This is a genomic window from Pseudomonas koreensis, from assembly GCF_036668835.1.
GTDB lineage: Bacteria > Pseudomonadota > Gammaproteobacteria > Pseudomonadales > Pseudomonadaceae > Aquipseudomonas > Aquipseudomonas koreensis_I.
The window spans coordinates 648,335-671,421 of sequence record NZ_JAZEVW010000001.1 but is presented as its reverse complement, the minus strand read 5'-3'; the positions used below and the strand labels follow the sequence as shown (position 1 = coordinate 671,421).

Below are 23,087 nucleotides of genomic sequence, written 5' to 3'. Positions count from 1 at the left end.
TGTCATTCAAATCAACTCTGACTGATTCACCGCCATCGCGAGCAGGCTCACTCCTACAAGGCGTGTGTCTATTGGGACAAGCCGCATGGGCGAAAAGTCGTTACTATAAGCGCCTCTTTGCCTGCCTTGCCATGGACACCATGACCGAGAACGACTATCTGATCGCCTGGGGCCTCTACGCCTTTGCCGCCGTAGGCTGCCTGTTGGTATGGATGCGCCTGACCACCTGGATGTGGCGCTGGTTGCGCGAGCCGCTGCGTGTGCTGATGGCGGTGTTGCTGTTCAGCCCGACCATCGTCGATCCGGTGAAAGCCAAGGTCGCGCCGGCCATCGCCATTACCGCCCTGGACCTGCTGTTCAAGGTCGGCAACAACGCCTGGCGGGCGGTGTCCGACCTGTTCATGTACGGCATGATCGCGCTCGGTGTCTATCTGGTGTTCGTGCTGATTCGGCTACCAATCGAGCGTGCCTCCAAAGCACGCCGCGAGCAGGCTGAAGCGGCCAAGGCTGCGGCGCGCGCCGATGAGCGCGACGACGATCAGCCCTTCGGCGGTGCCGGTGACGACCGTTACGGCCGCCCGCCGGTGCCGAACACTCCGCAGCGCATGCGGGTCGAGCCGCGTCTGTAATCCGAGAGTCCGCACATGTGTGAATTACTGGGCATGAGTGCCAACGTGCCGACCGACATCGTGTTCAGCTTCACCGGCCTGATGCAGCGCGGCGGTCGTACCGGCCCGCACCGCGACGGCTGGGGCATCGCCTTTTATGAAGGTCGCGGCTTGCGCCTGTTCCAGGACCCGGCCGCGAGCAGCGAGTCGGAAGTCGCCAACCTGGTGCAGCGCTACCCGATCAAGAGCGAAGTGGTCATCGGCCACATCCGTCAGGCCAACGTCGGCAAGGTCTGCCTGTCCAACACCCATCCGTTCGTCCGCGAGCTGTGGGGACGTAACTGGTGCTTCGCGCACAACGGCCAGCTTGCTGAATTCACTCCGATCAAAAGTTTCTACCGTCCGGTCGGCGACACCGACAGCGAAGCGGCGTTTTGCGATCTGCTTAACCGTGTGCGCGCCGCGTTCCCGGAGCCGGTCGATATCGAGGTGCTGTTGCCGGATCTGGTCGCGGCCTGCGCCGAATATCGCAGCAAAGGCGTGTTCAACTGCCTGCTCAGCGACGGCGACTGGCTGTTCTGCTATTGCTCGACCAAACTGGCGCAGATCACCCGGCGCGCACCGTTTGGCCCGGCACGGCTGAAGGATGTCGATGTGATCGTCGATTTCCAGGCGGAAACCACGCCCAACGACGTGGTGACGGTGATCGCCACCGAGCCGTTGACCGAAAACGAAACCTGGACCCGCTACGAGCCGGGCCAATGGAGCCTGTGGCGACGCGGCGAATGCGTCAGCCAGGGCAAGACCGAATAAGGATTGCACCTCATGTTGCTCAGTTATGTACGGCTGGTGTTGTTTGCGGCAGGCCTGTTGATCGGTGTCCAGGTGCCGGGGTTCATCAACGATTACGCCCAGCGTGTCGAAGCGCATCTGATCGAAGCGCAGACCGGTCTGCGTGGTTTCCAGGGCACCGCCGATCAGTTTTTCAAAGGCGACATGCAGGCGCTGGTCGCGCATTACCGCGCCAGCGAAGACCCGATATTCCGCAGCGATGCCGACAGCCTCAATACCTTGCTCACCCGTCAGGTTGCGCTGGATAAACAATTTCAGGCGATGCAAGGGCCGTGGTACATCCGCTTTCTGCAAGTGGTCCTGGCCGCCGATCCGGACATTCGCAAGGAAACCTGGAACGGCTACAGCTACCAGATTCTGCTGACCCCGGAAGCGATGATCTGGGGCATGAGCGGCGCTTTGCTGCTGTCGTTCGGCATCGAATGCCTGTTCCGCCTGATTGATTGGGTAGTGCTCGGCGGCCGACGTTTGCGCCAGAGCCGACCGATCGAAGACCGCGACGTGCGCGGCCTTTAATGATCGCTGCCTGATCGTTCCCACGCAAAGCGCGGGAACGATCATGACGTGAGGGTGACGTAACCCGTGCCGACCTTGCGCGCATAGTCCGCCAACACCTGCCGACACAACGGCACAATCTCCTCGACCCACTCAACTCCGATCCGCCACGACACCACCACCTGCAAATCCGGCGGTCGCTGGTCGATATTCAGCAGGATCAAATCCCCCCGCGCCATTTCTTCGGCCACCAGCACCGGCGGCAGCACACCAATACCAAATCCGTCGCGTAATAACCGGGTGATCGCCGACACCGAATTCACGCAATTCAAACGTGGCGCCAGCACGCCATTGGCCTGCATCAACGCCAGCAAGTCCTGATGCGGCCGCGAGTTTTTCGAGTAGGTAATGATGCGTTCCTGCGCCAGTTCGGCGAGGCCGGCGTAGTCGCGGTGGTAGATCGACTGGCTGGCGACGATCCAGCCCAGCGGATGGCTGGCCAGTTCCAGACTGCGCACGCTTTCGTGACGGATCAGATCAGTCTGCAGAATGATGTCGAGAAAGCCTTTTTGCAGTTGATCGCAGAGGTTCAGCGCCGTATCCGCGACCAATTCGATTTCTACCCGTGGATACAGATCGGTCATCTGCGCCACCAACGGGCTGAGCCAGGTGTGGATTACCGTGTCCATCACACCGATGCGTACCCGGCCGATCTTGCTTGAACGGGTCTCGATCGACTGTTTCAGCGCCGCCATGGTGTCGAGCATCTGCTCGGCATAGTCCAGCACTTTCAAGCCTTCGGGCGTCAGGCTCACGCCGCGCGAATCACGCAAAAACAGTTTCACCCCAAGCTCGCCTTCAAGCACCGCGATGCGGCTGGAGATTGACGCTTGCGTGGTAAACAGCTTGTCGGCGGTCAGGCGAAAACTCTTCAGTCGGGCGACCCAGACAAAGGTCTCGAGAAACTTCAGGTTCATGGGCAAGGCTCGGGTGACAAATTTTTCTTATGCCTAAGGCGGGTTTTTATTCGTTGGACGCACAAGCGCCGTGCGGCGAAAAATCGGCGCATGCGGTTCCCACGATAGGCGTCGTCGGAGCTTCGAACAAGACCAATAAAAACCTGCGGAGATTTGCCATGAGTGCTCCCGACACCCTCCCTCTATCCACGCCTGCGGCACGTCCGGGGCCGTTCGACTGGTATCGCAATATCAACCAGCAGGAGCGCCGCACCTTCTGGAGCTGCAAGATCGGCTACGGCCTCGATGGCATGGACACGCAGATGCTCAGCTTCGTCGTGCCGACCCTGATCGCGATGTGGGGCATCACCACGGGCGAAGCGGGGTTGATTCACACCAGCACCTTGATCGCCTCGGCCATTGGCGGCTGGGTCGCCGGTATTCTCTCCGACCGCATCGGTCGCGTGCGCACCTTGCAACTGACGGTGCTGTGGTTCGCCTTCTTCACTTTCCTCTGTGGCTTCGCGCAAAACTACGAACAACTGTTGGTCGCCCGCACCTTGATGGGCTTCGGTTTCGGCGGCGAATGGACCGCGGGCGCGGTGTTGATCGGCGAGGTGATCCGCGCCAGGGACCGCGGCAAAGCGGTGGGCATGGTGCAGTCCGGCTGGGCGTTGGGCTGGGGCCTGACGGCGATTCTCTATGCCGTGCTGTTTTCGCTGTTGCCACCGGAAGACGCCTGGCGCGCACTGTTCATCCTCGGCATCGTGCCGGCGATTTTCGTGATTTTCGTGCGGCGTCTGGTGAAAGACCCAGAAATCTATCGCGAGGCCAAAGCGGCGCAAACGCCGGAAAATACCGCGAAGTTCTACGAGATTTTCGCCCCGGGCATGCTGTTCACCACATTCCGCGCTTCGTTGCTGACTACCGGTGCCCTCGGCGGTTATTACGCAATTACTTCATGGCTGCCGACCTTTTTGAAAAACGAGCGCGGCTTGAGTGTTCTAGGCACTGGCGGTTACCTGGCAATGGTGATTGTCGGCTCTTACGTCGGCTATGTGATCAGCGCCTATTTGACTGACCTGCTGGGGCGCAAGAAGAACTTCATCCTGTTCGCGATCGGCTCGTTCACCATCGTTCTGCTTTATACGCAGATGCCAGTGAGCAACGGGGTAATGCTTTGGCTGGGCTTCCCGCTGGGCTTTTTCGCTTCAGGGATTTTCAGCGGCATGGGCGCGTTTCTCACGGAACTGTTCCCCACACGTATTCGCGGCTCGGGGCAGGGCTTCTGCTACAACATCGGCCGCGCACTGGCGGCACTGTTTCCGCTGTTGATCGGCCTGCTCAGCCAGAAAGTGCCATTGAGCGTAGGTATCGGCGCGTTCGCGGCGGTGTCGTATGGGGTAGTGATTCTCGCGGCGCTGAGCCTGCCGGAAACCCGTGGCAAGCAACTCGACGCGAAGTAACTGATAACCTGCCAGGCAAAGTCCTACCGATAAAAAGATCAGCACCTACAGGAGTGTTCACCGTGAACCGCCTGCTTTTGAATTGCGACATTGGCGAGAGCTTCGGCAGCTGGACCATGGGTCTGGACGCCGAGGTCATGCCTTTCATCGATTGCGCCAACGTGGCCTGCGGCTTTCACGCCGGCGATCCGGGCATCATGCGCAAAACGGTCAGCCTGGCCGTAAGCCATGGCGTGCAGATCGGTGCACATCCGGCCTATCAGGATCTGGTCGGCTTCGGCCGGCGCTCCATGGCCTATTCCGCGCAAGAGCTGCAGGACATCCTGCATTACCAGATCGGCGCGCTCGACGGCATTTGCCAGGCGCAGGGCGCGCGGGTCAGTTACGTCAAACCTCATGGCGCGATGTATAACGACATGATGGCCAACCCGGCGCAGTTGCGCGCGGTGATTCAGGCGATAGCGGCCTACGATCGCAGCCTGCCGTTGATGCTGATGGCCACGCGTGACAACGCAGCGGCGCAGCAGATCGGCGATGAGTACGGCGTGACCCTGTGGTTCGAAGCTTTCGCTGACCGAGCCTACGACGGTGCCGGCCGGTTGGTCTCGCGACAACTGCCGGGCGCAGTGCATCACGCTGGCGAAACGATCGTCGCGCAAGCGCTGACCATCGCCCGTGGCGACCATCTCACTGCCAGCGACGGCAGCGCCTTGCGTCTTCACGCCAATACCCTCTGCGTACACGGTGACAACGCCAGTTCGGTGGCCGCCGTCCAGCGCATCCGTGAAGCCTTGAATCAGCTGAGTGCGCCATGAATCCCAGGGTTGAAGTAGTGGCACTGGACTGCCTGATGCTGCGTCTGTTCGATGAAATCGCCGAAACCAACATGCCGTGGATGCTCGCCGCCAGCGAGCGTTTGCGCGCAGTCTTCGCCGGGCATCTGATCGATCTGGTGCCCTCGTATACGACGCTGATGGTGCATTACGACCTGAGCACATTAAGCCCGGCGCAAGCGCGAGAGTTGATCGCCGAAGCGTTGGTCGACCTGTCGCCGAATGCGCGCGCCGCTGGCCAATCCCATGTCTTGCCGGTCTGGTATGACTTGAGCGTCGGCCCGGAATTGCGCCTGCTCGGCGAGCGCAGCGGGCTGGCGGTGCAGGAGGTGATCCGCCGCCACAGCGCACGCGAGTATCAGGTGTTCGCCCTCGGGTTTGCGCCGGGGTTTGCCTTCATGGGCCTGGTTGAAGAAGTGCTCGCCGCACCGCGTTTGAATACCCCGCGCAAGAAAGTCGCGGCCGGCAGCGTCGGTATCGCCGAGCGCCAGACCGCCGCCTATCCGGTGGTATCTCCCGGTGGCTGGAACCTGATCGGGCGTACGCCGGCAAAACTCTTCGACCGTCATCGCGATGGCTACAGCCTGATGCAACCCGGCGATACGGTACGCTTCGAAGCGGTCAGCCATGCCGAATTCATCAACCTGGGCGGGGACGACACGCCGCTGGAGGCGCAGGAATGAGTCGATTGACGATTACCGCGAGCACGCCGCTGTGTTTGTTGCAGGACGCCGGGCGCTTTGGCGTGCGGCATCTGGGCGTGACCCAGGGCGGCGCGGCGGATGGGTGTTCGATGAGCTGGGCCAACTGGTTGCTCGGCAATGCGCTGGATGCCACGGTGATTGAAATCACCCTCGGCGGCTTTGCGCTAGTGGCTGAAGAGGCGTGTTGCCTGGCATTGGCGGGCGCGGATCTTGGCGCGCAGATCGATGGCCAGCCGCTGGCGCCGTGGCGAAGTTTCAAGTTGGCCAAAGGGCAGACGTTGCAACTCACGCAACCGTTGCTCGGTGCCCGGGCATATCTGGCGGCGCCCGGCGGGTTTGCTGCTCCGAAGGTGCTGGGCAGCTCTGCGACCGTGGTGCGTGAAGAACTCGGCGGTCTCGATGGCATGGGGCGGCCGCTGGCCAAGGGGGCGACGCTCAACTATGACGGGCACCCCGGGCAAATGCGTGAAGTGCCCCGCCAGCATCAACCGGACCTTCGATCAAATGAACCGCTGGATCTGGTGCTCGGCGCACAGATCGGCCAGTTCAGCGGGCAGAGTCTGTTCGATGTGTTCAACACGGCCTGGACTCTGGACAGCCGCGCTGATCGCATGGGCATTCGTTTGCTCGGCAAGACCCTGGCGTATCAGGGCCTGCCGATGATTTCCGAGGGTATTCCGTTGGGCGCGGTGCAGGTGCCGTCGGACGGGCAGCCGATCGTTTTGCTTAACGACCGGCAGACGATCGGCGGTTATCCGCGTTTGGGAGCGTTGACGCCGCTGGCGTTGGCGCGGTTGGCGCAACGACTGCCAGGCGAGCAATTAAGGTTGCGACCCGTAGTTCAGGAAGTCGCGCATCGTGAGCATGTCGACTATTTGCATCGATTGCTGAATCGCTGAAGAGCATCGCGAGCAGGCTCACTCCTACAGGGGGAAAACATTTCAAATGTAGGAGTGAGCCTGCTCGCGATAACGTCCGCCCAGACGCAGCAGATTATTTCGACAAGAACCGCATGCCTTCCTCAAGCCCGCGCAATGTCAGCGGATACATCTGGTCCTCGATCAGATCGCGCACGATATTGGTTGAGGAGGTATAGCCCCAGGTATCTTTCGGATACGGGTTGATCCAGATGAGTTTCTTGTACTTCTCCATGAAACGCTGCATCCAGACATAGCCCGGCTCTTCGTTCCAGTGCTCGACGCTGCCACCGGCCTGAGTGATTTCATAAGGCGCCATGGCGGCGTCACCGATAAAGATCACTTTGTAGTCGGCGCCGTACTTGTGCAGCAGGTCTTGCGTCGAGGTGCGCTCGGAAGTACGGCGCATGTTGTTCTTCCACACCGATTCATAAATGAAGTTGTGGAAGTAGAAATACTCCAGATGCTTGAACTCGGTCTTGCAGGCCGAAAACAATTCTTCGCAGATTTTTACATGGGCATCCATCGAGCCGCCGATGTCGAACAACAGCAACAGCTTCACCGTATTGCGTCGCTCCGGACGCATCTGGATGTTCAGCAGGCCGGCATCCTTGGCGGTGTGGTCGATGGTGCCATCAATGTCGAGTTCTTCAGCTGCCCCCTGGCGAGCAAACTTGCGTAAGCGGCGCAGGGCGACCTTGATGTTGCGCGTGCCCAATTCCACCGAATCATCGAGGTTCTTGTATTCGCGCTGATCCCAGACTTTCACCGCTTTGCCCTGGCGTTTGCCGGCATCGCCAACCCGAATACCTTCCGGATTGAAGCCGCCGGAGCCGAACGGGCTGGTACCGCCTGTGCCGATCCATTTGTTGCCGCCGGCGTGGCGTTCCTTTTGTTCTTCGAGACGTTTTTTGAATTCTTCGATCAGTTTGTCCAGACCGCCAAGGGACTGGATCTGGGCACGCTCTTCGTCAGTCAGCGAACGCTCGAACTCCTTGCGCAGCCAGTCTTCGGGAATCAGCGCCTGCAAATGATCGTCGAGTTTTTCCAGACCATTGAAGTAGGCACCGAAGGCCCGGTCAAACTTGTCGAAATGGCGTTCGTCCTTGACCAGAATCGCCCGGGACAAGTAATAGAACTCGTCCATGTCGGCGAAGGTTACGCGCTGTTTCAGTGCGTTGATCAGATCGAGCAGTTCACGCACCGACACCGGCACTTTCGCTGCACGCATTTCATTGAACAGGTTGAGCAACATGGCAGCAGCCTCTTAGCGGGTGCCGCGCCGGCTCATGAACGCCAGACGCTCGAGCAGTTGCACGTCCTGTTCGTTCTTGACCAAAGCGCCTGCCAGCGGCGGAATGGCTTTGGTCGGATCGCGCTCGCGCAGCACCGCTTCGCCAATATTGTCGGCCATCAGCAGTTTCAGCCAGTCGACCAGTTCCGAGGTCGAGGGTTTTTTCTTCAGGCCCGGCACTTTGCGCACATCGAAGAACACGTCCAACGCTTCACTGACCAGATCTTTCTTGATGTCCGGATAGTGTACGTCGACGATCTTCTGCAGGGTGGTGCGGTCAGGGAAGGCGATGTAGTGGAAGAAGCAGCGGCGCAGGAACGCGTCCGGCAGCTCTTTCTCGTTGTTGGAAGTAATGATGATGATCGGGCGCTTTTTCGCCTTGATGGTCTCATCGATTTCGTAAACGTAGAACTCCATCTTGTCGAGTTCTTGCAGCAAGTCATTCGGGAACTCGATATCGGCCTTATCTATTTCGTCGATCAGCAGAATTACCCGCTCTTCGGACTCGAACGCTTCCCAGAGCTTGCCCTTTTTCAAGTAGTTGCGCACGTCGTGGACTTTTTCATTGCCCAGTTGCGAATCACGCAGACGGCTGACCGCATCGTATTCATACAAGCCCTGATGGGCCTTGGTGGTGGACTTGATGTGCCAGGTGATCAACTTGGCGCCAAACGACTCGGCCAGTTGCTCGGCGAGCATGGTCTTGCCGGTGCCTGGTTCGCCCTTGACCAGCAGTGGCCGCTCCAGGGTGATGGCGGCGTTGACCGCCAGCTTCAGGTCATCGGTGGCGACGTAGGCCTGGGTGCCTTCGAACTTCATCTGCTAATCCTCGAACGGTAACGCCGACCTGACGGGCAGGGCGGGGGCGAAATAATCGGATGCCCGACTATAACGCGCAGCCCGGTCGACTGTGAACGCAGACGGCGTATTCAGTCTCTGAATGGGGCGTCACATGTTGACTCAGTCTCGGCTGATGGCCAGTGCCCTAGCGATCCTAACCCTCGTCCGGCTTTGGCCGCTCATAACGGGCGTTGAATGCCTGGATGAAGCCGTTGCGCAAAATCTGCAAAAACGCTTCGAACGCGTTGATATCTTGCTGGTGGACATTGCCGCTGAGTTCGACACGGGTGGCGAACTGGTTTTTGTTCTGGTTTTTCAACACGGTTTCGGTGCCGCCGACCAGCGCTTCCCAGATCGAGCGGAAAATACCCTTGTTCTTGTTTTCCACGTCCTGCTGCCAGTTGAATACGTCCACATCGCGCAGCAGCGGCTTGATGTAACCGCTGAGCCGGGCATTGTCTGCCTTGGCTTCGATGACCACATCGCCGTGGCCGGCATTGAAGTCGAACTTGCCATAGGCCGAGGCGAAATCGTTCATGCGTTTGAGCTCGATATCGCGCGCCCGCAGGCGGAATTCGAAATCTTCGAAGTCGCTCAGCGGATCAAAAGTGGCGGTCACTTCGACGGGGGCATGACCCAACAACAGGGCTTTGCCTTCGAAAAGAGCATCGCGCTTGCCTTCCTTGTCGACGACGTTGGTCAGGTTGTAAATGCTCGCGTTGACCTTGCTCGCATTCATGTTCACCGGCGGCTTGGAATTGAAGTTGCGGAAGGTGATGCGGCCATCGTTGATCTGCACTTCGTCGAGGGTGATCGGCAGCAGTTTGCCCAGTTGCTCGCGCCAGTCGGTGCCTTGACCGGTCTGGGAGTTCTGCTTGTTGGCACCGCCATCGACAAAGTTGATTTCCGGGTTGAGAAATTGCACCTGCGCCACCACCGCATGGTCATACCACAGCGAATGCCAGCTCACCGACAGATCGATCAGCGGGGCATCGACGAACGGCACCGGTACCTTGCCGTCGACCTTGACGATTTTCAGACCATTGATTTTGTACGCACCGCGCCACAAGGCAAGGTCAACATCGGTGATCTGACCGCGGTAATCGCCCATGTCGGCGAGTTTGTCATTGAGGTAGTCGCGCACCAGGTAGGGCAGGGCAAAGTGCACGGCCAGCAGCAGCACAACCACCCCTGCGAAGGTCCATAGCGGCCAACTGTAACGACGCTTCATGACGAAGGTTCCTGAACAAGGTCCTTGAGGATTCTTTGCGGTTGACTCCTGGCGTTCGCAGACGTTCGACCCGACTGGACTGTAATGGGCAACAGGCTTACCGTGGAAGGCTGAATTCAACGCTGCACAAGGACCCAGCCAATGAGCCGTATTTTTGCTGACAACGCCCATTCCATCGGTAACACACCGCTGGTGCAGATCAATCGCATTGCGCCGCGCGGCGTGACCATTCTGGCCAAGATCGAGGGGCGCAACCCCGGTTATTCGGTGAAATGCCGGATCGGCGCCAACATGATCTGGGACGCTGAAAGCAGCGGCAAACTCAAGCCGGGCATGACCATCGTCGAGCCGACATCGGGCAATACCGGTATCGGCCTGGCATTCGTCGCCGCAGCCCGTGGTTACAAGCTGATGTTGACCATGCCCGCCTCGATGAGCATTGAGCGGCGCAAGGTGCTCAAGGCGCTCGGCGCCGAGCTGGTGCTGACCGAACCGGCCAAAGGCATGAAAGGCGCTATCGAAAAAGCGGCTGAGATCGTTGCCGGTGATGCCGACAAATACTTCATGCCGGCGCAATTCGATAATCCGGCGAACCCGGCGATCCATGAGAAGACCACCGGCCCGGAAATCTGGAACGACACCGACGGTGCGGTCGACGTACTGGTCGCGGGTGTCGGTACCGGCGGAACCATCACCGGCGTTTCGCGGTATATCAAGAACACAGCTGGCAAACCGATTCTGTCGGTGGCGGTCGAGCCGACGTCATCGCCGGTGATTACTCAGGCCTTGGCCGGTCAGGAGATCAAACCGAGCCCGCACAAGATTCAGGGGATCGGCGCCGGTTTCGTGCCGAAGAACCTTGATCTGTCGATGGTCGACCGGGTTGAACAGGTGACCGACGAAGAATCCAAGGCCATGGCGTTGCGCCTGATGCAGGAAGAGGGGATTCTGTGCGGGATTTCCTGCGGCGCGGCGATGGCGGTTGCCGTGCGTCTGGCCGAAACACCGGAAATGCAGGGCAAGACCATTGTTGTAGTGCTGCCGGACTCCGGCGAGCGGTATCTGTCGAGCATGCTGTTCAGCGACTTGTTCACCGAGCAGGAGAACCAGCAGTAAGCACATTGATGCAGGTCAGCCAGGGTTCAGGCGCCCTGTGCTAATAAATGCTTTGTTGCGAACCGCTTGACACTGAATCTTGTCAGGCGGGTTTTTCCCGGCGCCGGTAGTGTTTATCATGGCCGGCTGCCATGCCGGGTAAAAGGCATGCGCAGCGTTGTCTTTATTCAAGGAGTTGTTGATGACCGTTTCGTTTGCCGCCAAGGCGTTTGTGCTGTTGCTGTTTTTGGGCAGCACGCTCTATGTGCATTTGCGCGGCAAGGCGCGTTTGCCGGTATTGCGTCAGTTCGTCAATCACTCGGCGCTGTTCGCTCCTTATAACGCCTTGATGTACCTGTTCTCCGGCGTGCCGTCCAAACCGTATCTGGATCGCAGCAAATTCCCGGAACTGGATATATTGCGCGATAACTGGGAAACCATTCGCGACGAAGCGATGCACCTGTTCGACGAAGGCTATATTCGCGCCGCGGAGAAGAACAACGACGCCGGTTTCGGTTCGTTCTTCAAGAAGGGCTGGAAGCGTTTCTACCTCAAGTGGTACGACAAGCCGCTGCCATCGGCCGAAACCCTGTGTCCGAAAACGGTGGCGCTGGTCAGTGCGATTCCCAACGTCAAAGGCGCGATGTTTGCGCTGCTGCCGGGCGGCAGCCACCTCAACCCGCATCGCGACCCGTTCGCCGGTTCGCTGCGATACCACTTGGGCCTGTCGACGCCGAACTCCGACGATTGCCGGATCTTCGTCGACGGTCAGGTCTACGCCTGGCGTGACGGTGAAGACGTGATGTTCGACGAGACCTATGTGCACTGGGTCAAGAACGAAACCGACCAGACCCGCGTGATCCTGTTCTGCGACATCGAGCGCCCGTTGAGCAGCCGCCTGATGACCCGCATCAACCGCTTCATCAGCGGTTGGCTCGGCCGGGCCACTGCTCCGCAGAACCTTGACGACGAACGCGTCGGCGGGATCAATCAGGCTTACGCCTGGAGCAAGAATTTCAGCGACAGATTCAGCGGGGTGGTCAAACAGTGGAAGCGCCGTAATCCCAAGGCTTACCGCGTGATGCGCCCGGTGCTGGCGGTGGCTGTGCTGACGTTGTTGGGGTATTGGCTGTTCGGTTGAGGTTGAATCAGGCAATAAAAAACCGCTCACTGGGAGCGGTTTTTTTGCTTCAAGGGCGGCCGGCCAGCACGCGGGGTTCGTCCACATCAGTTCCGTTTTCAAGAACATGCAAAAAACGACGCTGATTAGCGGATAACGCAAGACTTCCAAGCGCACCTGCAGGCTTGGGCAATGCCTTCTTGGTCAGGGATTTTTTAATGACTTTGCGCATACTCCCTTCCTCGTTGATCAAAATTTGAACTGCTTTCAAGATACTTGATTCTCCACTGCAAGAACAAGGCGACCTTGCAGATCAAAGGCAAAGCCGAGTTGTTGATAAACTGGAATCGCTCCCGGCATCGGTTCCTGCACTTCGATCAGGCGACTGCCGATAATCCGGGCAAATTCATCGATAGCAATCAATGCCAGAGCTGCGATACGGTTTTTGAGTGGGTGAGCCTTAGCGGGTCTACCCTCCAGCCGCACGATGCGAATTCGTTGACGGCTATTGTTCGGGTTTGCGAAACACAGCCCGCACAGCTCTTGTTCGAACCAGATCGCAATATCGAAAGATAAAGGTTCTCGGGCTTTCCATCTGACGACCTCATCCCATGAGAAAATTGAGTCGTGCCACGCTTCATAAGCCGCCAGTGCTTGAGCATCGATAGGTTCGAAGCGCACTTTCGACATGTCCACGCTTGAGGTTGACTGCATCTGGAGAGTGGCGAAAGCAGCCTTTTTCCTGGCCTCTGACCGATAAACCTGATACCGCAAATACGTCCGTTCCCTGGGCATGTGATCTCTTGCATTCCGTGTCTCCTGACAATCCGTTGCCACCGCCAATCACCCTAATTCCCAGGCACCGCGCTGTCGCTGGCGGCCCTTTGCCCAAGTCATTGCAATCTGTGTCCCGCGCTGGTTATAGTCGGCGCTCGTGAATCAGGCGGTTCACGTTCCTCCCAAAGAGATCTGCATCAATGCCTGCATCCCTCATCAACGCGGTAGTCGATTCAGCGGTCAACGCTGGCGTCGTGCCGTGCGGGAATCAGCAGCCTGTGCAGATCAGCCATTACCCCCCACCTGTCAGTAGCACGCCGGTGCGCGCAGTCGTAGCACCGCCGGGCGTTGGCGTTTCGGGCTGATCGGCAGTTTTCGCTGACCCCTGCGCCCGCCAGAAAAACCTACTGAATTTCAGCTTCGGCTGAGTTGGCTTTGTGCCTGACTACAGGTGGTACTCATGTTTGTCCTTTCGAAAAAATCCGCGCTCGCGACGGCGTCCACGAGCCTGTTCGTTCTGTTGTGGAGCAGCGGGGCGATCTTCTCCAAGTGGGGATTGGCCCACGCGTCACCCTTCGCCTTTCTGCTGATCCGCTTTGCGATTGCCTTGTGCGGGCTGGTGCTGCTGGTGCCGCTGCTCAAACTGAAGTTGCCCAAGAGCGGCAAGCCGATGCTGTTCGCGATCGCTACCGGTGTGGTGCTGTTGGGGGCGTATCAGATCTTTTATCTGTTGGCCTTGAACAGCAAAGTCACCCCGGGGGTGATGGCGACCATCATGGGCGTGCAACCGATTCTCACCGTGGTGCTGATGGAACGGCAGCGTTCGGCCAGTCGGATGTTCGGACTGGCGCTGGGGTTGGCCGGGCTGATCATGGTGGTTTACCAAGGCATTGGCCTGGCCGGGATGTCCTGGGCGGGCATGCTGTTCGGTCTGCTGGCACTCGCAAGCATGACGCTGGGTTCGATCATGCAGAAGCGCATCACCGAAAATCCGCTCGGCACTCTACCGGTGCAGTACCTGGCCGGGCTGTTGTTGTGCGGGATATTCGTGCCGTTTCAGCCGTTGCACTTCGAACACAGCGCAGGGTTCATCGTGCCGGTGTTGTGGATGGGGCTGGTGGTGTCGGTGCTGGCGACGCTGTTGCTGTATCGCTTGATCGCTCGGGGCAATCTGGTCAACGTCACCAGCCTGTTTTATCTGGTGCCGGCGGTGACGGCAGTGATGGATTATCTGATTTTCGGCAATCGCCTGGCGGCGTTGAGCGTGCTGGGGATGTTGCTGATCATTGTTGGGTTGGGGTTTGTGTTTCGTAAATCTCAGTGACCTTCATTTGTGATGGTGGCTATTCTGCCGCCATCGCGAGCAGGCTCACTCCTACAAGGGGAACGCATTTCAACTGGTAGGAGTGAGCCTGCTCGCGATAGCGATCTTCGCGAGCAAAGCAATTAACGATCAGCCACCACTGCCGGCTTCACCACCGCAGGTTTCAACACCAGCCACAACGCCAGCGCAATCAAAACCCCGCCATACACGTGCGCCATCGACAGTGGTTCATCCAGCAACAACGCCCCCCACAACACCCCGAATGGCGGAATCATGAAGGTCACGGTCATCGACTTTACCGGGCCGATCGAGCTGAGCAGGCGGAAATAAATGATGTAGGCGAACGCCGTGCAACCCAGGCCCAGACCGAGCAGCGACAGCCAGACGTGCCAGCCACCCCAGCTCACCGGCGGTGCGGTGATGACGCTGTAGGCGAACAGCGGCAGTAGAAACAACGTCGCCCCGAGCATGCTGCCCAGCGCTGATAAACGACTGTCCAGCCCGCCAGCCTGATCCAGCCAGCGCCGCGCAAGAAATCCGGCAAAACCATAGCAGGTCGTGGCGAGCAAACAGGCGACCGCGCCCATGAGCAATTGCAGGTCGAACGCCACCGGGCCGGCGCGGGTCAGAACGCCGACACCGAACAAACCGAGGAACACACCGCCCAATTTCGCCGCGGTAAGTTTTTCACTGAAGAACAAACCGCCGATCAGCACGCCCATCAACGGCGTGGTGGCATTGAAGATCGCGGAATAACCGGCCGGCAATACTTGCGCTGCAACCGAGTAAAGCGTTGCTGGAATGCCTGAGTTGATCACCCCCAGCAGCATCACGGTTTTCAGTTTGCCTTTGAAATCCCAGCTGACGCGCAGCAGCCCGAGGATGACCAGCAAGCCGACGGCCGCAATCGACACGCGAAAAAAACCGGTGGGAATGGTGCCGATCACCGGCGCAATGATGCGCATGAACAGAAAACTCGCGCCCCAGATAGCGGCCAGCGACAACATGCGGAAAATATCGACAGGGCTCACGGCGGGCCTCCTTCCTTGATCGGGACGAGAGTGTTGCCGAGTGCTCTGACCATGGCAACCGCTAATCGGGCATTTAATTTCGTATTACGCAGCACTACCAGGCGTGTTGGGCAACCCGGTATCGGTTTTGGCTGAAATTGCACTTTTCCTGCGGGCCCTTCCGTGACTAAGCTCAAGCGAACCGAATTCGCGCCGAGGTTTCACCTATGCCGCAGCAATGGCCAGCCACCGACATCGCCCGCATGATCCTCGCTGGCTTCGACGATTACCGCGAGCATTTCCGGCGCATCACCGACGGTGCCCGCGAGCGTTTCGAGCAGGCGCGCTGGCAAGAGGCGCAGGTCGCCTCGGCTGCACGGATCACCCTCTACGAAGAAAAGGTCGGCGAAACCGTTGCGCGCCTGCGCGAACAGTTCGATGAAGAGACGCTGATGAATGTCAGCTGCTGGCCGCTGGTCAAGAGCGCCTACATCAGTGTGATCGACCTGCGCTTCGACGATGAGCTGTCCGAGACCTGGTACAACTCGATTTTCTGCGGACTGTTCAGCCATGACCTGATCAGCGATGGCTGCATGTTCATCCACACCACGCGGCCGACCTTGCGTCGTGCCCGCGCCGCACAGACCCGCACCTACAAGCCGCAGGGCCAATTGTCGGGCATGCTCGCCACTATATTTGCCGACTTTCGCTTCAGCGAGGATTACGCCGATCTGCCCGGTGACCTGAACCGGCTCGAAGCGCAACTGCGGGAAAACCTGCCGGACTGGGTGTGCAAAGACCCGGAGCTGGCGGTCGAGCTGTTTTCCTCGGTGCTGTACCGCAACAAGGGTGCTTATCTGGTCGGGCGCATCTACACCCGCGACGAGCAATGGCCGCTGGTGATTCCGCTGTTGCACCGCGAAGGACGGGGGATTCAGATCGACGCGTTGATCACCGACGAAGCCGACGTGTCGATCATCTTTTCGTTTACCCGTTCGTATTTCATGGTCGACGTGCCGGTGCCGGCGGAGTTCATCGGTTTCCTGCGGCGCATTCTGCCAGGCAAACACATTGCCGAGCTGTACACCTCGATCGGTTTCTATAAACACGGCAAGTCCGAGTTTTACCGCGCACTGATCAATCACCTGGCCAGCACCGATGATCAGTTCATCATGGCGCCGGGCGTGCGCGGCATGGTCATGAGCGTGTTTACCCTGCCGGGTTTCAACACCGTATTCAAAATCATCAAGGACCGTTTCTCACCGTCGAAAAATGTCGACCGTGCCACGGTGATCGAAAAATACCGACTGGTTAAAAGCGTCGACCGGGTAGGGCGCATGGCCGATACCCAGGAATTCGCCGACTTCCGTTTTCCGTTGAGCAAGTTCGAGCCTGCATGTCTGCAGGAATTACTCGAAGTCGCGCCCTCGACCGTGTCGGTGGAAGGCGACACCGTGCTGATCCGTCATTGCTGGACCGAACGGCGCATGACCCCGCTCAACCTGTACCTGGAAAATGCCAACGAGGCCCAGGTGCGCGAGGCGCTGGAAGATTATGGTCTGGCGATCAAGCAACTGGCGGCGGCGAACATCTTCCCCGGCGACATGCTGCTGAAAAACTTCGGCGTCACCCGACATGGGCGGGTGGTATTTTATGACTACGACGAGATCTGTTTCCTGACCGAGGCCAACTTCCGCCACATCCCCGCGCCGCGCACGCCGGAAGATGAAATGGCGTCCGAACCGTGGTACTCGATCGGGCCGCTGGACGTGTTTCCCGAGGAGTTTCCACCGTTTCTGTTTGCCGATGCGGGGCAGCGCAAGCTGTTCGATCAGTTGCATGGCGAGTTGTACGACGCCGATTACTGGAAAAGCCTGCAAGAGGCGATTCGCGCGGGAAAGGTCATCGACGTCTTCCCCTACCGCCGCAAAGGCCGGGATAGCGAATAACAAGAAGCAGCTGCAAGCTACAAGCTACAAGCTACAAGCTACAAGCTACAAGCGCCAAGCTATAAGTCACGGCGGCTTTTAACTTGCAGCTTGTAGCTTGGCGCTTGCAGCTGCTTTTCTGCCACAATCGCCCCCTGCATTAACAGACGACCGAATTGCCTACCCGATGACCGACGAATCGCCCTCCATCGACAAACTGCTGAAAAACCTCGATCACGCCATGCTCGCCGACCGTCACCGGTTGCGCCGGCAGTTGCTTGAGCTGCGCAAGAAACCCGACGAGGCGAAACTGGCCCAGTGGGTTGCGCGCATGCAGGCGTCCTGTGATCAGGTGCTGGCGCGCAAGGCCAGCCTGCCGGTGATTCGTTACGACGACAGCCTGCCGATCGCGGCCAAGCGTGACGAAATCAAGAAGGCCCTGGAACAGCATCAGGTGCTGATCATCGCCGGCGAAACCGGTTCGGGCAAAACCACCCAGTTGCCGAAGATCTGTCTGGAAATCGGCCGCGGTCAGCACGGTTTGATCGGCCACACCCAGCCGCGTCGAATCGCTGCGCGCAGTGTCGCCAGTCGTGTTGCCGAAGAACTCGGCACACCGCTCGGGTCGCTGGTCGGCTATCAGGTGCGATTCGAAGATCAGAGCGACGCCAACACCCTGATCAAGCTGATGACCGACGGCATCCTGCTCGCCGAAACCCAGAACGACCGCTATCTGGAACGCTACGATACGATCATTGTCGACGAGGCCCACGAACGCAGCCTCAACATCGATTTTCTCCTCGGTTACCTGAAAACCCTGCTGCCGCGCCGTCCGGATCTGAAAGTCATCATCACCTCGGCGACCATCGATCTGGAGCGCTTCTCCAGGCATTTCGACGATGCGCCGATTGTCGAAGTCTCCGGCCGCACGTTCCCGGTGGAAACCTGGTATCGGCCGCTGACGCTGGAGCAGGACGAGGAGGGCAATCGCGTCGAGGACGACCTGACCGTCGATCAAGCGATCCTCGCCACCCTCGACGAGATCGCCGCTTACGAGCGCAGCGAACGCCGCAGCCCCGGCGATGTGCTGGTGTTCCTGCCCGGCGAGCGCGAGATCCGCGATGCCGCCGACATGTTGCGCAAGGCACAGCTCAAACACACCGAAATCCTGCCACTGTACGCGCGCCTGTCGCCGGCCGAGCAGCAGCGGATTTTCCAGTCGCATCCCGGTCGCCGCGTGGTGCTGGCGACCAACGTCGCCGAGACTTCGCTGACCGTGCCGGGCATCCGCTATGTGATCGACAGCGGCACCGCGCGCATCAGCCGCTACAGTTACCGCGCCAAGGTTCAACGCTTGCCGATCGAGGCGATTTCCCAGGCCAGTGCCAATCAGCGCAAGGGTCGTTGCGGGCGGGTCGAGCCGGGTATCTGCGTGCGTTTGTACAGTGAGGAAGATTTCCTCGGTCGCCCGGAATTTACCGATCCGGAAATCCTGCGCACCAACCTCGCCGCCGTTATCCTGCAAATGCTGCACCTGCGCCTTGGCGAAATCACCGCGTTCCCGTTCATCGAACCGCCGGATGGCAAGGCGATCAGCGACGGTTTCAACCTGCTGCAGGAGCTTTCGGCAGTCGACCGCAACAGTCAGCTGACGCCGCTCGGTCGCCAACTGGCGCGCCTGCCGGTCGATCCGCGCATGGGCCGCATGCTGCTGGAAGCGGCGAAACTCGGCAGCCTGCAGGAAGTGCTGATCGTCGCCAGCGCCATGTCGATTCAGGATCCGCGCGAGCGTCCGCCGGAGCGCCAACAAGCGGCGGACCAAGCCCACGCGCAATGGAAAGACAGCGACTCGGACTTCGCCGGACTGGTCAATCTGTGGCGCGGTTTTGAAGAACAGCGCCAGGCGCTGACGGCCAGTCCGCTGCGCAACTGGTGCCGCAAGAACTTCCTCAATTACATGCGTTTGCGCGAATGGCGCGACTCGCATCGCCAGTTGAGCCTGATCTGCCGCGACCTGCAGCTGAGCCTGAACAAAGAGCCGGCCGACTATCCGAAACTGCACAAAGCGGTGCTGGTCGGCCTGCTCAGCCAGATCGGCCAGAAAACCGAAGACGGCGATTACCTCGGCGCGCGGCAGCGGCGCTTCTGGATTCATCCGTCGTCGGGCATCGGCAAGAAACGCCCGCAATGGCTGATGGCTGCTGAGCTGGTGGAAACCACCAAGCTCTATGCGCGCATGGTCGCCAAGATCGACGCCGACTGGATCGAACCGCTGGCCGGGCACCTGATCAAGAAAAACCACTTCGAACCGCACTGGGAGAAGAAGCGCGGCCAGGTCGTGGCCTTCGAGCAGATCACCTTGTTCGGCCTGATCGTGGTCGGTCGTCGACCGGTGCATTACGGCCCGGTCGATCCTGTGGTGTCGCGCGAGCTGTTTATCCGCGAAGGCCTGGTGCGCGGCGAGATTCAGTCCCGAGCCAAATGCCTGAGCGCCAACCAGCAACTGCTGGAACAGCTCGACGAACTGGAGGCCAAGGCTCGTCGCCGCGACATTCTTGCCGACGAAGAAACCCTGTATGCGTTCTACGACGCGCGATTGCCGGCCGAGATTCACCAGACCGCAACCTTCGATAGTTGGTACAAGGTCAACAGCCAGAAAGACCCGCAGTTACTGATCATGCGCGAAGAGGACGTGCTGGCCCGCGAGGCCAGTGAAGTCACCGCACGCGATTACCCGGACACGCTGCACATCGGCGATCTGGAACTGGCGCTGACCTATCACTTCGAACCCAATCACCCGCGCGACGGCGTGACCCTGCGCGTGCCGGCACCGCTGTTGCCGATGCTGCCGCCCGAGCGCCTGGAGTGGCTGGTGCCGGGGCTGATCGAGGCCAAATGCATTGCGCTGGTGCGCAACCTGCCGAAAACCTTGCGCAAAAATTTCGTGCCGGTGCCGGACTTCATCAAGGCTGCGTTGCAGCGCATGACCTTCGCCGAAGGTTCGTTGCCGCAGGCATTGGGTCGTGAACTGCTGCGCATGACCGGTGCGCGGGTCAGCGAGGAGGCGTGGGCGGAAGCTGCGCAGCAGGTCGAAAGCCATCTGCGGATGAACCTGGAAATCGTCGATGGCCAAGGCAAGTTCCTCGGCGAAGGCCGCGATCTGGCCGAGCTGACCGCGCGCTTTGCCGAAGCCAGCCAAGCGGCGCTGGCGGTGCCGCAAAGTGCCAAGGGTCAGCAGCCGGTGGAGGCGAAAGTCTTCGCGCCGGTGGCGGAAAAGACTCAGCAAAAGATTGCGGGCCTGTCGATGACGGTGTATCCGGCGCTGGTCGAGGAGAGCGGTACGGTCAAGGAAGGGCGTTTCTCGACGCCGGCCGAGGCCGAGTTCCAGCATCGTCGAGCCTTGCAGCGCTTGTTGATGCAGCAATTGGCCGAGCCGGCCAAATTCCTGCGCGGCAAGTTGCCGGGGCAGACCGAGCTGGGGTTGCTCTATCGTGAGCTGGGCCGCGTCGATGCGCTGGTCGAAGACATTCTGCTGGCCAGTCTCGACAGCTGCATCCTTGACGGCGAAGACCCGTTGCCCCGTGACGGCGCCGGTCTGGCGGCTCTGGCCGAGCGCAAACGCGGCAACTGGAGCGAGCACGCCGAGCGCGTGGCGCGCCTGACTTTGGAGATTCTCAAGCTCTGGCACGGCTTGCAAAAACGCTTCAAAGGCAAGATCGACCTCGCTCAGGCGGTGGCACTGAACGACATCAAGCAGCAGATCAACAATCTGGTGTATCCGGGTTTTGTCCGCGAGACGCCGATGCAGTGGCTCAAAGAATTGCCGCGGTATCTGAAAGCGGTGGAGCAGCGTTTCGAAAAACTCGGCGCTCAGGTGCAGAAAGATCGCGTCTGGAGCGGCGAACTCGCCGGCCTCTGGGCGCAATACCAGACCCGCGCGGCGAAACATGCGCAGGAAGGCAAACGCGATCCACAACTTGAGCTGTACCGCTGGTGGCTGGAGGAATACCGCGTTTCGCTATTCGCCCAGCAGTTGGGCACCAAAGTGCCGATTTCCGACAAGCGCCTGAGCAAGCAGTGGAGCCAGGTCGAGCCGTAAACTGAAGGCATACGCAATCCCCTGTAGGAGCGAGCCTGCTCGCGAAAGCGGTGTGTCAGACCCATGCCCGGTATCTGACACGCCGCCTTCGCGAGCAGGCTCGCTCCCACATTGAGATGGGTGTTGATCTTGAGAATGGCGCCAAAACGCTGGGTTTATGGCAAACTTCGCCACCATAAACGCCGGTTTCGCGACCCAGAGCCTTCGCCGTGTCGCGCCGTGGAATAAAACGATGCCAGGTTTGCGTCCATCGGACGGGAATAGACCCTTTGTGTGTTGGTACGACGGTTCCAGCACTTTCTGCCTGAACAGATTAGAGAAACGAGCATGCATAACGTCGTCATCAGCGGCACCGGCCTGTACACCCCGGCCAACAGCATCTCCAACGAAGAGCTGGTGGAATCCTTCAACACCTACGTCGCCCGGTTCAACGCCGACAATGCCGAGGCCATCGCCAGCGGCGAAGTCCAGGCCCTGACCGAATCCAGCGCCGCGTTCATCGAAAAAGCCTCGGGCATCAAGAGCCGCTTCGTCATGGACAAGGACGGCATCCTTGACCCGCAACGCATGGCCCCGCGCCTGCCGGAGCGTTCCAACGACGAATGGTCGGTGCTCTGCCAGATGGCCGTGGGCGCGGCCGAGCAAGCGTTGCAGCGCGCCGGCAAGACCGCCGCTGATATCGACGGCGTGATCGTCGCCTGCTCGAACCTGCAACGCGCCTATCCGGCGATCGCCATTGAAGTCCAGGAAGCACTTGGCATTCAGGGCTTCGGTTTCGACATGAACGTGGCCTGCTCCTCGGCGACCTTCGGCATTCAGGCGGCGGCCAACAGTGTGCAACTGGGCCAGGCGCGGGCGATTCTGATGGTCAACCCGGAGGTCTGCACTGGTCACCTCAACTTCCGCGACCGTGACAGCCACTTCATTTTCGGTGACGCCGCCACAGCCGTGATCATCGAACGTGCCGATCTGGCCACTTCCAAATACCAGTTCGACGTGGTCAGTACCAAGCTGCTGACCAAGTTCTCCAACAACATCCGCAACAACTTCGGTTTCCTCAATCGTGCGGCTGAAGAAGGCATCGGCACGCGCGACAAGCTGTTCGTGCAGGAAGGCCGCAAGGTGTTCAAGGACGTTTGCCCGATGGTTGCCGAACTGGTCGGCGAGCATCTGCAGGAAAATCAGCTCAATGTCGCCGACGTGAAGCGCTTCTGGCTGCACCAGGCCAACCTGAGCATGAACCACCTGATCGTGCGCAAACTGCTCGGCCGCGAAGCCACCGAAGAGGAAGCGCCGGTGATTCTCGACACCTACGCCAATACCAGTTCGGCCGGTTCGGTGATTGCATTCCACAAATATCAGGACGACCTCGCCGCCGGCTCGCTGGCGGTGCTCAGTTCGTTCGGTGCGGGCTATTCGATCGGCAGCGTGATTCTGCGCAAGCGTTGAAAATCGGTTTAATTTCCGCTTAATCGCGGCGACCTTTCCTACATCCGAATCGGCTCTAACGCTGTAATTTTTCCGCAGAAAGCGGCAGG

At 59.6% G+C, this 23,087-nt stretch carries 21 protein-coding genes; 14 read left to right on the top strand and 7 right to left on the bottom strand.

The features are described 5' to 3' along the window. Positions 1-131: 131 nt before the first annotated feature. Genes V6F91_RS02930 through V6F91_RS02920 form a run of 3 tightly spaced genes read left to right on the top strand, consistent with a single transcriptional unit; the run spans position 132 to position 1,976 of the window. Positions 132-629 carry an MFS transporter gene (locus V6F91_RS02930; RefSeq protein ID WP_332762205.1) on the top strand — a complete coding sequence of 166 codons (498 nt, stop codon included), beginning with the start codon at positions 132-134 and terminating at the stop codon, positions 627-629. 15 nt (positions 630-644) lie between these two features. Next, complete coding sequence (locus V6F91_RS02925) at positions 645-1,421, top strand: class II glutamine amidotransferase (protein WP_186532168.1); 777 nt, start codon at positions 645-647, stop codon at positions 1,419-1,421. 12 nt (positions 1,422-1,433) lie between these two features. Next, a complete protein-coding gene (locus V6F91_RS02920) occupies positions 1,434-1,976 on the top strand; it encodes a DUF2937 family protein (protein ID WP_090282236.1) in 543 nt (180 codons plus the stop codon). Positions 1,977-2,017: 41 nt separating this feature from the next. Here the strand turns inward: V6F91_RS02920 and V6F91_RS02915 are convergent, their stop codons facing one another. Further along, complete coding sequence (locus V6F91_RS02915) at positions 2,018-2,932, bottom strand: LysR family transcriptional regulator (RefSeq protein WP_332762195.1); 915 nt, start codon at positions 2,930-2,932, stop codon at positions 2,018-2,020. 158 nt (positions 2,933-3,090) lie between these two features. On the opposite strand from V6F91_RS02915, the gene V6F91_RS02910 reads away from it, so the two are divergent. The 4 genes from V6F91_RS02910 (at position 3,091) to V6F91_RS02895 (ending at position 6,813) form a co-directional block, all read left to right on the top strand. Beyond that, positions 3,091-4,377 (top strand): MFS transporter, encoded by a 1,287-nt coding sequence (locus V6F91_RS02910; RefSeq protein WP_332762193.1) that lies wholly within the window; start codon positions 3,091-3,093, stop codon positions 4,375-4,377. 62 nt (positions 4,378-4,439) lie between these two features. Beyond that, positions 4,440-5,192 carry a 5-oxoprolinase subunit PxpA gene (locus V6F91_RS02905; protein ID WP_332762191.1) on the top strand — a complete coding sequence of 251 codons (753 nt, stop codon included), beginning with the start codon at positions 4,440-4,442 and terminating at the stop codon, positions 5,190-5,192. Next, complete coding sequence (locus V6F91_RS02900; RefSeq protein WP_332762189.1) at positions 5,189-5,893, top strand: allophanate hydrolase subunit 1; 705 nt, start codon at positions 5,189-5,191, stop codon at positions 5,891-5,893. The genes V6F91_RS02905 and V6F91_RS02900 overlap by 4 nt, the downstream gene beginning before the upstream one ends. Beyond that, on the top strand, positions 5,890-6,813 hold the full coding sequence (locus tag V6F91_RS02895; protein WP_332762187.1) for a biotin-dependent carboxyltransferase family protein: 924 nt from the start codon (positions 5,890-5,892) through the stop codon (positions 6,811-6,813). Before V6F91_RS02900 ends, V6F91_RS02895 begins: the two co-directional genes overlap by 4 nt. A 94-nt stretch (positions 6,814-6,907) precedes the next feature. Here V6F91_RS02895 and V6F91_RS02890 read toward each other — a convergent pair whose 3' ends face one another. The 3 genes from V6F91_RS02890 to V6F91_RS02880 form a co-directional block, all read right to left on the bottom strand. Beyond that, positions 6,908-8,086 carry a vWA domain-containing protein gene (locus V6F91_RS02890; RefSeq protein ID WP_007956512.1) on the bottom strand — a complete coding sequence of 393 codons (1,179 nt, stop codon included), beginning with the start codon at positions 8,084-8,086 and terminating at the stop codon, positions 6,908-6,910. A gap of 12 nt (positions 8,087-8,098) precedes the next feature. After that, a complete protein-coding gene (locus tag V6F91_RS02885) occupies positions 8,099-8,944 on the bottom strand; it encodes an AAA family ATPase (protein WP_007911294.1) in 846 nt (281 codons plus the stop codon). A gap of 175 nt (positions 8,945-9,119) precedes the next feature. Beyond that, positions 9,120-10,196, bottom strand: coding sequence for a DUF748 domain-containing protein (locus V6F91_RS02880; protein ID WP_332762183.1), 1,077 nt, complete (start codon positions 10,194-10,196; stop codon positions 9,120-9,122). Between the two features lie 141 nt (positions 10,197-10,337). On the opposite strand from V6F91_RS02880, the gene cysK reads away from it, so the two are divergent. Together cysK and V6F91_RS02870 are read left to right on the top strand one after the other, a co-directional pair. After that, positions 10,338-11,312, top strand: coding sequence for a cysteine synthase A (gene cysK, locus V6F91_RS02875; RefSeq protein WP_332762181.1), 975 nt, complete (start codon positions 10,338-10,340; stop codon positions 11,310-11,312). A gap of 181 nt (positions 11,313-11,493) precedes the next feature. Continuing rightward, positions 11,494-12,432, top strand: coding sequence for an aspartyl/asparaginyl beta-hydroxylase domain-containing protein (locus tag V6F91_RS02870; RefSeq protein WP_332762178.1), 939 nt, complete (start codon positions 11,494-11,496; stop codon positions 12,430-12,432). A gap of 49 nt (positions 12,433-12,481) precedes the next feature. On the opposite strand, the gene V6F91_RS02865 is transcribed toward V6F91_RS02870, so the two are convergent. Then, positions 12,482-12,643, bottom strand: coding sequence for a hypothetical protein (locus V6F91_RS02865; RefSeq protein ID WP_332762177.1), 162 nt, complete (start codon positions 12,641-12,643; stop codon positions 12,482-12,484). 35 nt (positions 12,644-12,678) lie between these two features. Further along, positions 12,679-13,101, bottom strand: a complete 423-nt coding sequence (locus V6F91_RS02860) for a hypothetical protein (RefSeq protein WP_332762175.1) — start codon at positions 13,099-13,101, stop codon at positions 12,679-12,681. A 287-nt stretch (positions 13,102-13,388) separates the two neighbouring features. Here V6F91_RS02860 and V6F91_RS02855 point away from each other — a divergent pair, with 287 nt between their 5' ends. Both V6F91_RS02855 and V6F91_RS02850 read left to right on the top strand, forming a co-directional pair. After that, on the top strand, positions 13,389-13,553 hold the full coding sequence (locus V6F91_RS02855; RefSeq protein WP_332762173.1) for a hypothetical protein: 165 nt from the start codon (positions 13,389-13,391) through the stop codon (positions 13,551-13,553). 95 nt (positions 13,554-13,648) lie between these two features. Next, entirely contained in the window at positions 13,649-14,512 is an 864-nt protein-coding gene (locus V6F91_RS02850; RefSeq protein ID WP_332762171.1) for a DMT family transporter, read from the top strand. 122 nt (positions 14,513-14,634) lie between these two features. Here V6F91_RS02850 and V6F91_RS02845 read toward each other — a convergent pair whose 3' ends face one another. Continuing rightward, complete coding sequence (locus V6F91_RS02845) at positions 14,635-15,543, bottom strand: DMT family transporter (protein WP_332762169.1); 909 nt, start codon at positions 15,541-15,543, stop codon at positions 14,635-14,637. 206 nt (positions 15,544-15,749) lie between these two features. Between V6F91_RS02845 and aceK the strand changes: the two genes are divergently transcribed. The 3 genes from aceK (at position 15,750) to V6F91_RS02830 (ending at position 22,998) form a co-directional block, all read left to right on the top strand. Beyond that, a complete protein-coding gene (aceK, locus tag V6F91_RS02840; protein ID WP_332762166.1) occupies positions 15,750-17,471 on the top strand; it encodes a bifunctional isocitrate dehydrogenase kinase/phosphatase in 1,722 nt (573 codons plus the stop codon). 166 nt (positions 17,472-17,637) lie between these two features. Beyond that, positions 17,638-21,549, top strand: coding sequence for an ATP-dependent RNA helicase HrpA (gene hrpA / locus V6F91_RS02835; RefSeq protein ID WP_332762164.1), 3,912 nt, complete (start codon positions 17,638-17,640; stop codon positions 21,547-21,549). A gap of 327 nt (positions 21,550-21,876) precedes the next feature. Further along, entirely contained in the window at positions 21,877-22,998 is a 1,122-nt protein-coding gene (locus V6F91_RS02830; protein WP_208938319.1) for a beta-ketoacyl-ACP synthase III, read from the top strand. Positions 22,999-23,087: the final 89 nt, after the last annotated feature.